This is a genomic window from Lysobacter sp. A289 (assembly GCF_054072675.1).
Genome location: NZ_JBSVRN010000001.1, coordinates 1956145 through 1968746 on the forward strand (window position 1 = coordinate 1956145; position 12602 = coordinate 1968746).

10 protein-coding genes are annotated in these 12602 nt (G+C 65.7%); 1 reads left to right on the forward strand and 9 read right to left on the reverse strand.

Going from position 1 to position 12602, the window contains the following annotated elements; all coding sequences use genetic code 11:
• Nucleotides 1-126: 126 nt before the first annotated feature.
• The 3 genes from ACW5DN_RS09065 to ACW5DN_RS09075 form a co-directional block, all read right to left on the reverse strand.
• The gene (locus tag ACW5DN_RS09065; RefSeq protein ID WP_456962364.1) at nt 127-1107 is read right to left on the reverse strand and encodes a Nudix family hydrolase; all 981 of its coding nucleotides are present in this window, start codon (nt 1105-1107) and stop codon (nt 127-129) included.
• 53 nt (nt 1108-1160) lie between these two features.
• Nucleotides 1161-3932 (reverse strand): preprotein translocase subunit SecA, encoded by a 2772-nt coding sequence (secA, locus tag ACW5DN_RS09070; protein WP_456962365.1) that lies wholly within the window; start codon nt 3930-3932, stop codon nt 1161-1163.
• Between the two features lie 150 nt (nt 3933-4082).
• Entirely contained in the window at nt 4083-5003 is a 921-nt protein-coding gene (locus ACW5DN_RS09075) for a M23 family metallopeptidase (protein WP_456962366.1), read from the reverse strand.
• 7 nt (nt 5004-5010) lie between these two features.
• Here ACW5DN_RS09075 and ACW5DN_RS09080 point away from each other — a divergent pair, with 7 nt between their 5' ends.
• Nucleotides 5011-5460, forward strand: a complete 450-nt coding sequence (locus ACW5DN_RS09080; protein WP_456962367.1) for a DciA family protein — start codon at nt 5011-5013, stop codon at nt 5458-5460.
• A 257-nt stretch (nt 5461-5717) separates the two neighbouring features.
• Here ACW5DN_RS09080 and lpxC read toward each other — a convergent pair whose 3' ends face one another.
• The 6 genes from lpxC to murC form a co-directional block, all read right to left on the reverse strand.
• Entirely contained in the window at nt 5718-6635 is a 918-nt protein-coding gene (gene lpxC / locus ACW5DN_RS09085; protein WP_456962368.1) for a UDP-3-O-acyl-N-acetylglucosamine deacetylase, read from the reverse strand.
• Nucleotides 6636-6873: 238 nt separating this feature from the next.
• Nucleotides 6874-8091 (reverse strand): cell division protein FtsZ, encoded by a 1218-nt coding sequence (gene ftsZ, locus ACW5DN_RS09090; RefSeq protein ID WP_456962369.1) that lies wholly within the window; start codon nt 8089-8091, stop codon nt 6874-6876.
• A 68-nt stretch (nt 8092-8159) separates the two neighbouring features.
• Complete coding sequence (gene ftsA / locus ACW5DN_RS09095; RefSeq protein ID WP_456962370.1) at nt 8160-9410, reverse strand: cell division protein FtsA; 1251 nt, start codon at nt 9408-9410, stop codon at nt 8160-8162.
• Complete coding sequence (locus tag ACW5DN_RS09100) at nt 9407-10153, reverse strand: cell division protein FtsQ/DivIB (protein WP_456962371.1); 747 nt, start codon at nt 10151-10153, stop codon at nt 9407-9409. Before ACW5DN_RS09100 ends, ftsA begins: the two co-directional genes overlap by 4 nt.
• Nucleotides 10150-11142 (reverse strand): D-alanine--D-alanine ligase, encoded by a 993-nt coding sequence (locus tag ACW5DN_RS09105; protein WP_456962372.1) that lies wholly within the window; start codon nt 11140-11142, stop codon nt 10150-10152. The genes ACW5DN_RS09100 and ACW5DN_RS09105 overlap by 4 nt, the downstream gene beginning before the upstream one ends.
• Nucleotides 11139-12596: a UDP-N-acetylmuramate--L-alanine ligase gene (gene murC, locus ACW5DN_RS09110; RefSeq protein ID WP_456963013.1), complete on the reverse strand. Its 1458-nt coding sequence runs from the start codon at nt 12594-12596 to the stop codon at nt 11139-11141. The genes ACW5DN_RS09105 and murC overlap by 4 nt, the downstream gene beginning before the upstream one ends.
• Between the last annotated feature and the right edge of the window lie 6 nt (nt 12597-12602).

The window sequence follows — 12602 nt, forward strand, 5'->3', positions numbered from 1 at the left end:
TGGTGTGTTGTGGCACCGGCTAATACGACCTACGGGGGACGGCGCATTGTTAATGCGGCCTACTTGTCCTTCGCGCCTGCACCCGTAGGGCGCATTAACAATGCGCCATGGCTCGGCGACCGGGGGCTAAACGATTTTCGTGGGCCATAACGCGCGGATGGCGGCGATGCCTTGGGCGCCGCGTTGGCGGGCGTCGGTGAGGTCATCGGGGCCGAGGCCGCCGATGCCGTACAACGGCAGGCTGACGTGCTCTCGCAGGCGGGCAAAGCCGTCCCAGCCGATGCCCGCGGCGCCGGGATGGCTGGCGGTGGGCTTGATGCTGCCAACCACGGCGAAGTCGCAACCCAGTGCTTCGGCAGCTTGCAGGTCTTCGATGGTGTGGCAGGATGCGGCCAGCAGGACGCCGTCGGCGACGGGGCGGGTTGTCGCGGACGATAGTTGAGCCGCGCGCAGGTGCAGGCCAATGCCAAGTGAGCTCGCCAGTGCGGCATCGCCGTTGACCAGCACTTCCGCGCCGGCGGCAAGACAGCGCGCTGCCGCCGTGGCGGCCAGCTCCAGCCAGCCCTTGGGATCTGCACTCGGCGCGCGCAGTTGAACCCGGCGAATGCCCTGGGCGAGTGCGCGATCCAGCGCATCCAGCCATTCCTCTTCTGCAAGTGCTGGCATCGTTGGGCCGATATCCGGCGTCACCAGATACAGCTCCGGCTGCAGCAGCGCGGCGACGACCGGGCGGTCGGCAGGCGGCATCGAATAGCGGGACAGTTTGTGCGGGGGGACCCAGGCCAGCGCCTGGCCTTCGCAGCCACGGGGGCGTCCGCGCCACTGGGTGATCTGGCGGACGTCCAGGGTCAACCGCTTGTCGGGGTAGATCTGCGGGACCTTGATCAACGCCGTGCCGACGTCCACCTGGATACCGAGTTCCTCGTCCAGCTCGCGTGCGAGAGCGGCTTCGGCCGATTCACCGGGGTCGATCTTGCCGCCGGGAAACTCCCACCGCCCGGCCAGGTCACGGCCTTCGGTGCGCCGGGTCAACAGGATCCGGCCGCGGGCGTCGCGGATGACGCCCGCGACTACCTCAACGACGCGCGATGGAAGATCGTCGGCCATCAGGTCAGGCTGACACCGCCGCTTGCGTGGCGAATGCCCTTAACCATTGTTCTTCAGGCCAACTGTCCATGGCAGTGCTTGTACTTCTTGCCGCTGCCGCAGGGGCACGGTTCATTGCGACCCACCTTGGGCAATGCCGGTTCAGCGGCCTGACGCGCCAGACCCGGGCCACCGGCCTGGGCGATGGCGGCCTGTGCCTGCTCGGCCTCTTCATCGGCGCCGTAGCCACCCGCTGAAGCATGCTGGAACTGCATGTTCCGGGCCTGAGCCTCGGCCTGCGCACGCTCTTGGGCTTCCAGCGCGGCGACTTCCTCCTCGCTGCGGATGCGCACCCGCGCCAGCATCGTGATGACCTCGTGCTTGACCTTCTCCAGCATGTCGCTGAACAGGATGAACGCCTCGGACTTGTACTCCTGCTTGGGCTGCTTCTGGGCGTAACCGCGCAAGTGGATGCCCTGGCGCAGGAAGTCCATCTGCGCCAGGTGCTCTTTCCAGCTCTGGTCGAGGACGTTGAGCATGATGTGCTTCTCGAGCATGCGCGTGGTATCTGGACCCAACTGCAACTCGCGCTCGGCAACGTGGGCAGTCACCTGCTCGTTGACGTACTCGGCGATGGCCTCGGCATCGATCTCGGTGTTGTCGCGCACCTTGGCCTGTACGTCCACCCGCAGGTTGAAGTCGTTGACCAGCGCGGTTTCCAGCCCCGGCAGGTCCCACTGTTCGTCGATCGAGTTGAGCGGCACGTAGCGCGACACCAGTTCGGCAACCACGTCGTCGCGGATGTTGTCGATGTTTTCCTTGACGTCCTGCGCCTCCAGCAACTCGTTGCGCTGGCCGTAGATCACCTTGCGCTGGTCGTTGTTGACGTCGTCAAAATCCAGCAGGTTCTTGCGGATGTCGAAGTTGTGCGCCTCGACCTTGCGCTGCGCGCTGGCGATCTGCTTGGACACCAGCGGGCTTTCGATGATGTCGTCTTCCTTCAGGCCCATCCGGGTCATGACCCGCTGCACCCAGTCGGCCGCGAAGATGCGCATCAGGTTGTCTTCCAGCGACAGGTAGAAGCGCGACGACCCCGGGTCACCCTGGCGTCCGGCGCGACCGCGCAGCTGGTTGTCGATCCGCCGCGACTCGTGGCGCTCGGTACCCACGATGTGCAAGCCGCCGGCGGCCTTGACCGCGTCATGGCGTTCCTTCCATTCGGCCTTCAGGCGCGAGCGGGTGACCTCGTCGACCGGCTCGCCGGTCTCGGCCTCGATCTGCTCGATCTCGTTCTCCCACGATCCGCCCAGCACGATATCGGTACCGCGACCGGCCATGTTGGTGGCGATGGTGATCGCGCCGGGCCGGCCGGCCTGGGCAACGATGGTCGCCTCACGCTCGTGTTGTTTGGCGTTGAGCACTTCGTGGTCGATGTCGGCCTCGCGCAGCTGTTGGCTGAGCATTTCGGAGACCTCGATGGAGGTGGTGCCCACCAGCACCGGCTGGCCTTTCGCGTGCGCTTCCTTGATCTCGGCGGCTACCGCGCGGTACTTGCCGGCGCGGTTGAGGAACACCGCGTCGGCACTGTCCTTGCGCTGCACCGGACGGTTGGGCGGGATGACCACGACTTCCAGCGAGTAGATGCTCTCGAACTCGAACGCCTCGGTATCCGCGGTACCGGTCATGCCGGCAAGCTTGTTGTACATCCGGAACAGGTTCTGGAAGGTGATCGACGCCAGCGTCTGGTTGTCGCGCTGGACCGGGACGCCCTCCTTGGCCTCGACCGCCTGGTGCAGGCCGTCCGACCAACGCCGCCCGGCCAGGGTACGGCCGGTGAACTCATCGACGATCACCACCTCGCCATCGCGGACGATGTAGTCCACGTCACGCTGGTAGATCGCATGGGCGCGCAACGCGGCATTGAGGTGATGGACGATGGCGAGGTTCTGCGGCGAATACAGCCCGCCCTCCTCCTCGTTCGCATCGAGGATGCCGGCATCGCGCAGCAACTGCTCGGCGTTCTCCTGCCCGGTCTCGGACAGGTGCACCTGCTTGCCCTTTTCGTCGACCCAGTAGTCGCCTTCGCCTTCCTCTTCTTTCTGCCGTGTCAGCGACGGCACGATCCGGTTGGTCTTGATGTACAGCTCGGGGGAATCCTCGGCAGGGCCGGAGATGATCAGCGGCGTGCGCGCTTCATCGATCAGGATCGAGTCGACCTCATCGACAATCGCGAAATTCAGGCCGCGCTGGTGACGATCCTCCTTCGACAGCGCCATGTTGTCGCGCAGGTAGTCGAAGCCGAACTCGTTGTTGGTGCCGTAGGTGATATCGGCGTTGTAGGCCTCGGCCTTGTCGCCGTGCGGCATGCCCGGGTAGACCACCCCGACCGACAGGCCCAGGAAGTTGTACACCTTGCCCATCCACGCCGAGTCGCGCCGGGCCAGGTAGTCGTTGACGGTGACCAGGTGCACGCCATCGCCACTGAGGGCGTTGAGGTAGACCGGCAAGGTGCCGACCAGGGTCTTGCCCTCACCGGTGCGCATTTCGGCGATCTTGCCCAGGTGCAGGACCATGCCACCAACCAACTGGACGTCGTAATGACGCATTCCCAGCACCCGGCGGGAGGCTTCGCGACAGACGGCAAATGCCTCCGGCAGGATCTGGTCAAGGGTGGCGCCATCGGCCAGGCGCTGCTTGAACTCGGGGGTCTTGGCTTGCAGCTCGGCGTCGCTGAGTTTCTCCAGATCCGGCTCGAATGCGTTGATCTTGGTCACGGAGCGTTGCAATTGGCGCAGCAGGCGGTCATTGCGGCTGCCAAAGACGCGAGTAAGCATGTTGTTGAGCATTGATTGGTCCAGAACGAATCAGGCGAGCGCGACACCACGGAAGCAAGATTGCATCGCGAAAACGAAAACAGGGCGCTGGGCACCCTGTCATGGCAAAGCCTATTCTAGCGTGGGGGCGCGCAGACGCCTATCAAGGGGCCAATGGCGATCTCAGCCCCGCAGCGGAGAACGCTGGGCGAGAAACTTCTTGGGGTTGACCACCCGGCCGTCCTGCCAGACCTCGAAGTGCACGTGGGCCCCGGTGGAGCGCCCGGTGGAACCGGCCTTGGCGACTTGCTGCCCGGCGCGAACCAGCGCACCCACCTTGAGACTCAGCTTGGAGTTGTGGGCATAGCGGGTCACGTAGCCGTTGCCGTGGTCGATCTCCACGGTGTTGCCGTAGCCGGAGCGGCGACCGGAGAAGCTGATCACGCCATCGGCCACGGCTATCACCGGATCGCCGACATTGGCTTCGAAGTCAATGCCCTTATGGAGCGCGCGGCCGCCACGGATCGGGTCGGCCCGATAGCCGAAGTTGGAGGTGATGTAACTGTCGATCGGCTCGCCCGAAGGCACCGAGTTCATGTCCAGTTGGCGGTTGAACAGCAGCGACTCCAGTACCGACAGCTGCTCACCGGAGGCCTGGAACTGCGCGCCCAGCTCAACCAATCCCTGGTTGAGCTCGCTCTTGGGCATGTCCTGGACGATGCCGCCGCCACCAATACCCACCGGCTTGTTGAAGTTGAACTCGCCATCCTGCAATTGACCGATGCGGGTCAGGCGCTCACCCAGGGCATTGAGCCGGTTGGCTTCGGCCTGCAGTTCGCCCAGACGGGCCGCCAGCGCGTTGATTTCGCGTTGCGCCTCGGCCTGAGTGGTCTGCAATTGCGCCTGCTGGGAGTCCACCTGGTGACGCAGCGACAGGTTCCCGGCAACCCCGGCACCAATGCCCAGCGCCAGGCCACCGCCCAGCAGCAACGCGGCGCTCGGGCCGGGGCGTTGCAACGCCTGTCGGGTCACGCCGTCCAGCAGGCGTTGCGCCATTGACGCCCACCTGCCACGCGATTTGTTTACGATGTCTTGATAGGTCATAGGTCCAATGTCTGATTCCCGATCCAACCCGCCGCGTCGTCCATCGACTCCTGTTGCAGCGCTCGATGCGCTGCTGGCAGAGCCGGCTGGCGACCCGATTCGTCGTGCCCTCTGGCTCGACGAGCTGGACCGTCGTTTACGCCCCCTCCTGCCGCCCCCGCTTGCCGCGCATGCGCGACTGGCGAATTACGAGCGCGGCAGGCTCGTGTATTTGGTTGACTCCCCGGTGTGGCGGACGAAATTGCGTCTACTTGCTCCGGAACTGTTGGCGGGCGCCCGATCAATTGGGCTGGGTGTGACCGAGTTCGCCATCAAGACGAGCCTCGTATCCAGTGCGCCCCCCCAACCAGCGCCCCGGAAACCGGTCACCATGTCCGCCGCTGCACACCAAGCGTTGCAGGCCGCGCTGGCGTCGTTGAAGCCTTCCAATCCGGACGAACCCGACGACGCCGGATGAGCACTTGTTCCCGCTGGCATGTTGTATGCCGTGAAGATCAAGTGAGCATCGACGTCGCATGCTAAAGCTCCGATACCCCCGATTTGTTAAGGGTTAGGAAATGATTTGTATATAAGTCGTTATTTCGACGTCATGGGTTCACTTCCGTGACGACGCTCACAGCGCACTCGCGGCGGCGCGCAGGTCACCATCACCATCAAACAAGCGACGTCGCTCCATCCCGCCCCGGAGGGCGGAAGCCTTGCGAGGTAGTGCGATCACACCAGCGACGGAATGCCGTAGGCCACCGATACGGCCTCTGGTTCCTCAGCGCCGGGGTAGCTGACGATCTCCCAGGCGGCTTGTTCAGCCAGCAAGGCGCGCACCAGCTTGTTGTTCAGCGCATGGCCAGACTTGAAGCCCTCATAGGCCCCGATGACCGCATGGCCCGCCAGGTACAGGTCACCAATGGCATCAAGGATCTTGTGGCGGACAAATTCGTCGGCGTAGCGCAGCCCGTCCTCGTTGAGGACCCGGAACTCATCCAGCACGATGGCGTTGTCCATCGAACCGCCCAGCCCGAGGTTGCGCTCGCGCATGTATTCCAGGTCGGTCATGAAGCCAAAGGTGCGGGCGCGGCTGACTTCCTTGATGTAGTTGCTGGTGGAGAACTCGACTTGCGCACGCGACTGCGAATCGGGGATTGCCGGGTGGCGGAACTCCACGGTAAAGCCGACCCGGAAGCCCTCATAGGGTTCGAACCGGGCGGTCTTGTCGCCATCACGCACCTCGACCGGGTGCTTGATGCGGATGAACCGCTTGGCCGCGTCCTGCTCGGCAATGCCGGCGGACTGCAACAGGAAGACGAACGGACCGGCCGAGCCGTCCATGATCGGCACTTCCGGTGCCGACAGGTCGATGTAGGCGTTGTCGATGCCCAGGCCCGCCAGCGCGGACATCAGGTGCTCGACCGTCTGCACGTTGGCCGGGCCAAGACTGAGTCCGGTGCACAGGGTGGTCTCGGTGACCAGATCGGCGCGCGCGGGGATCTCGACCACCGGATCCAGGTCGATACGACGAAATATGATCCCGGCATCAACCGGGGCCGGGCGCAAGGTCAGGAAGACCTTCTCGCCGCTATGTAGGCCCACACCGGTAGCGCGGGTGACGTTCTTGAGGGTGCGCTGACGCAGCATGGGTATAGGGCAGGCCTTGTGACGGAATTATTGCAGCGCGCAAGATTAACACGCAGTCCCGCTACCTCCGGTCAATCCGGGGGCTGGGCTGGCCGAGGAGCCGGCCGAGGAAAATGACCGGTCACCGCCCATCGGGCAGGTGACCGGTCCAAACGTCCCGCGCAATCAAGCCACGGAACCAATCGAACTGGACATTGGCGTTACTTTTCGGGTCAGCAGGCCCGATCAATCAACGTGATCAATCTGCCTGCCGACGCAGGAATGCCGGGATATCCAGATAGTTGGTGTCGTTGCCGAATTCCGCCGCGGCCGGAGCCGAAGACGGCATCTCGGACGGGGCGGCGCTGCTGCTACCGCGCAAACTGCCGCCGAAACTCGGCATCGCCGGGGCGATCGCGTCGTCCATCGGAAACTCCGGCTCGCCGGTACTGCCGTTGCGTACCAGTTGGATCGGCGGACGGTTGCCCTCGCCCGGACGAGCCTGGCGCACGACGGCGCGGTTCAGGCCGGTCGCGACCACGGTGACACGGACCTCGTCCTGCATGTCCGGATCCAGCACGGTGCCGATGACCACGGTCGCATCCTCGGACGCAAACGCCTCTACGGTACGGCCGACTTCATCGAACTCGGCCATGGTGAAGTCCGGGCCGGCGGTGATGTTGACCAGGATGCCGTTGGCGCCCGACAGGTTGATGTCGTCCAGCAGCGGGTTCTGCACCGCCGCTTCGGCTGCCGCCTGCGCACGGTCGTCGCCGCGGGCGGAGCCGCTGCCCATCATCGCCAAGCCCATCTCCGACATCACGGTGCGGACGTCGGCGAAGTCGACGTTGATCAGGCCGGGACGCACGATCAGGTCGGCGATGCCCTGCACGGCGCCCAACAGCACGTCGTTGGCGGCGCGGAAGGCCTGGATCATGGTCGCGTTGCGGCCCAGTACGGTGATCAGCTTCTCGTTGGGGATGGTGATCAACGAGTCGACATGATGGCTGAGTTCCTCGATGCCCTTGAGCGCGACCTGCATGCGTCGGCGGCCTTCAAACGGGAACGGCTTGGTCACCACCGCGACGGTCAGGATGCCCATCTCCTTGGCCAGTTGTGCGACCACGGGGGCCGCGCCGGTGCCGGTGCCGCCACCCATGCCGGCGGTGATGAACACCATGTCGGCGCCCTCCATCGCGTCCATCAGCCGCTCACGGTCTTCCAGGGCGGCCTGGCGACCGACCTCCGGGTTCGCGCCTGCGCCCAGGCCCTTGGTGACGTTGGTGCCAAGTTGCAGCTGCAACTTCGCACCGCAGTTCTTGATTGCCTGCGAGTCGGTGTTGGCGGTGATGAACTCCACCCCATCGACGTTGTTGCTGACCATGTGTGCAACCGCGTTGCCGCCGCCACCCCCGACGCCGATCACCTTGATGATCGCATTGGGGGCCATGTTTTCTACCAGTTCAAAGTGCGCCATGTCCGTGTCCTCGTATGTCTAGTTATGTAGTGCTGGGTGTCGCGTGGTGTTGCGTCTTGCCTGGGGACTCAGAACTGGCCGCGATACCAGTCCTTGAGCTTGTTGAAAATGGATCCGGCCCGGCCGGTATTGATCACCGGCCGGCGCGGGTTTTCGATCTGGCTGCCCATCAGCAGCAGGCCGACGCCGGTGGCATGGACGGGATTGCCCACCACCTCGCCCAGGCCGGTGACGTGTTGCGGGATGCCGACGCGAACCGGCATCTGCAGCATTTCCTCGGCCAGCTCGACCACGCCTTCCATCTTTGCGGCGCCGCCGGTCAGGACCATGCCGGCCCGGACGTGCTGCTCGAAGCCGCTGCGGCGCAGTTCGGCCTGGACCATCTCGAAGATTTCCTCGTAGCGCGCCTGCACCGCCTGGGCCAGCGACGCCCGCGGCATCCGGCGCGGCGGGCGGTCGCCCACCGACGGCACCTGGATCGACTCCTCGGCCGTGGCCATCTGGGCCAGCGCGCAGGCGTAGCGAACCTTGATCTGCTCCGCATCCGGGGTCGGTGTGCGCAGCATGTGGGCGATGTCTTCGGTGACCTTGTCGCCGGCGATGCCGAGGCTGGCCGAGTGGGCGATCGCCCCCTGCACGAACACCGCGATGTCGGTGGTGCCGGCGCCGATGTCGACCAGCACCACGCCAAGCTCGCGCTCGTCACTGGTCAGCACCGCGTTGCTGGAGGCCAGTACGCCCAGGATCAGGTTGTCCACCTGCAGGCCGCAGCGCTGCACGCACTTGCTGACGTTGGCCGCGGCCGATTGCGCGCAGACCACCAGGTGGGCGTGCACCTCCAGGCGCACACCGGTCATGCCGACCGGGTTGCGGATGCCTTCCTGCGAATCGTCGAGCACATAGTCACGCGGGATCGCATGCAGGATCCGCTGGTCGGCCGGGATTGCGACCGCCTTGGCGGCTTCCAGCACCCGGTCCAGGTCGCCGAAGGTGACTTCACCGTCACGGATCGGCGCGATGCCCTGCGAATTGCGGCATTGCACGTGGCTGCCGGAGATCGATGCGTACACCGAGCGGATCTCGCAGCCGGCCATCAGCTCGGCTTCCTCGATCGCGCGCTGGATCGACTGTACGGTCGACTCGATATCGACCACCACGCCGCGGCGCAGCCCGCGCGATTCGTGCGAGCCGATCCCGATCACCTCAATTGGGTTGTCCGGCCCGCTGTATCCGGGGGTGTACTCGCCCACCAGCGCGACCACCTTGGAGGTGCCGATGTCGAGGCCGACGATCAATGATTTGTCACCCTTGCGATTCATGTGTTTCCCTGCTTGTCCGCGGCCGGGTCGCGCGGGGTTGGTTGGTTGCTCGCGGCCCAGGTCAATGCGAAGCCATTGGTGTAACGAAGGTCGGCGCGGACCAGCGCCTGCTCCTGTTGCCCGAGCAGCTGTGGCATCAGGCGCACGAAGCGTTCGATCCGGGCATGGGCCTGATTGCGCCCGAGCACCACCTGGGCTCCGTTGCCCAGACCCAGGGTCCAACTGCCGCGCGGATCCAGCAGGACCACCCGGACGTCCAGCCCGATCGGGCTGAACAAGCTGCGCGACTCGTTGTAGAGCGCCACCACGTCCTTGATCCGGGACTCGGGGCCATCCAGTTGCGGCAGGCCTTCGGGTATCTCGATGCCTGCGGCCGGGAACAACCGGCCATGCTCGGACAGCAGTTGGTCCTCGCCCCATCGCGCATACGGCACGTGCTCGATCACCTGCACTTCCAGTACGTCCGGCCAACGCTTGCGAACCTCGGCGTGCTCGACCCACGGCAGCGCGGCAATCGCGGCGCGCGCATCATCAAGACGCACGGCGAAGAATCCCTGGCGTGCATACGGCAGCACGGTCTGGCGTAGCAGCGCCTCGTCCACGCGTTCGAACTGGCCGGTCGCGCGCAACTTGGTCAACGGCCACTGGTCCGCGCCCACCCAGCCGTTGAGCACGGCCGCAACCGGCAGCACTACCAGTGCTACCGCGAGCAGCCAACCCAGCAGGCGCAGCAGCGCATTCACCGGTGCGAGCCCTCCTGCATCGATGACTCCAGCACGCGCCAGCACAGCTCTTCGAAGTCGATCCCGACCTGGCCGGCCGCCTTGGGCACCAGCGAGTGGCTGGTCATCCCCGGCGCGGTATTCACTTCCAGCAGGTGGAACGCGCCGGTGCTGCGATCGCGCATGACATCCACCCGTCCCCAGCCCTGACACCCGGCGGCTTCGAAGGCGGCCAGTGCAATCCGGCGGATCTCGTCTTCGGCATCGCCCTCCAGGCCGGGACACAGATACTGGGTGTCATCGGCCACGTACTTGGCGTTGTAGTCGTACCACTCGCCCCTGGGCACGATGCGGATCGACGGCAGCGCGTAATGGGTACTGCCGTGGCCAAGGATGCCGACCGTCAGCTCGTCGCCGACCACCATCTGCTCCATCAGCAACTCGCCCGGATAGCGCGCCGCCAGCTCCACCGCCTCGTCCAGGCCGGCTTCGTCCAGCACGCGCGAGATGCCGACGCTGGAGCCCTCGCTGGACGGCTTGATGATCACCGGCAGGCCCAGCTCGCGCGCCGCGCGATGCACGTCCTCGCGGCTACGTCCGGCACCTTCGGCCAGGCACTGGTAGCGCGGCGTGGGCAGCCCGACGCTGAGCCAAACCTGCTTGGTGCGGATCTTGTCCATGCTCAACGCCGAGCCGAGCACGCCGGAGCCGGTGCAAGGCACGCCAAGCGCCTCCAGCAGTCCCTGCAATACGCCATCCTCGCCACCGCCCTTGTTGCCGTGCAGGATGTTGAATACCCGGTCGACCCGGCCGTTGCGCACCGCGTCGACCAGTGCCGGGATGCCGTCGATCGCGAACGCGTTGACGCCGCGCGCCTGCAGGGCTTCCAGTACGTTGCGACCCGAATCCAGCGATACCTCGCGCTCGGCACTGGTGCCGCCCATCAGGACCGCGACGCGGCCAAAGCCGACCGGGTTGGTTACCCGCGGCGGGGGCAATGCAGTACTCATGGCTGGCCCTCCTTTGCATCGGCGGGCTCGGCGTTGATAAACCCGTGGATCGCGATCTGCTGGGCAGCCTGGCCGATGTCGCCAGCACCCATCAGCAGCAGCAGGTCGCCGTCCTCGAGTACGTCGCCCAGCACCCCAGGCAGTTCGTGTGCGGCGCCCACCACCACCGGATCAACCCGGCCGCGTGCACGGATCGCTCGCGCCAGCGCCTTCTCGTCGGCACCGGCAATCGGCTGCTCGCCGGCGGCGTAGACCTCGGTCAGCACCAACGCATCGACGCTGGACAACACCGCTGCGAACTCATCGAACAGGTCGCGGGTACGGCTATGGCGATGCAGCTGGAATGCGACCACCAGCCGTTTGTCCGGCCAGCCGCCGCGGGCCGCGGCAAACACCGCCTCCAGCTCCCGGGGATGGTGGCCGTAGTCATCGACCACGGTGACCATGCCGCCCTTGGGCAACGGGGTCTGGGAGAGCAGGTTGAAGCGCCGGCCAATCCCGGCGAACCCCTCCAGCGCACGGCTGATCGCGCTGGGTTCGACGCCCAGCTGCCAGCCCACTGTCGCCGCGGCCAGGGCGTTGAGCACATTGTGCTCGCCCGGCAGGGCCAGGGTCACCGGGCAGCGCGCACCATCGGGCAGGCACAGCTCGAAGTGCATCCGCGCACCCTGCTGGGTGACGTTTTCGGCGCGCACGTCGGCATCGGCGGACAAGCCGTAGGTCATCACGTGACGCGGGGTGCGCTCGGCCAGCGCGGCGACTTCCGGATCATCGATGCACAACACCGCCAGTCCATAGAACGGCAGTCTCAGCATGAACTCGCCGAATGCGGCCTGGACATTGGCGAAGTCGCCGCCGTAGTTCTCCAGGTGATCCGCGTCGATGTTGGTGACCACAGCGATCTGCGGGCTCAGGCGCAGGAAGCTGCCGTCGCTCTCGTCGGCCTCGGCCACCAGCCAGTCGCCGCTGCCCAGCCGGGCGTTGGCGCCGGCGGCAAGCAGCTGGCCACCGATCACGAACGTCGGGTCGATACCACCTTCAGCGAGCACGCTGGCGGTCAGCGAGGTGGTGGTGGTCTTGCCATGGGTGCCAGCGACGGCGATGCCGCGCTTGAAGCGCATCAACTCGGCCAGCATCTCCGCACGCGGCACCACCGGGATGCGTTGCGCGCGCGCTTCCAGCAGTTCCGGGTTGTCGGCCTTGATCGCGCTGGAGACCACCACGCAATCGGTGCCCAGCACGTTGGCGGCGGCATGGCCGCGGTGCACGGTGATGCCCAGGCCGGCCAGCCGACGGGTGACGGCGTTGTCGGCCTGGTCCGATCCTGATACCTGATAGCCCAGGGTGCTCATGACTTCTGCGATACCGCTCATGCCGGTGCCGCCGATGCCGATGAAATGCACCCGCGGAAAGGCCTGGGCGAGATCGCCGCTGTGTTGCAGGCGGCGGCGCACGGTAGT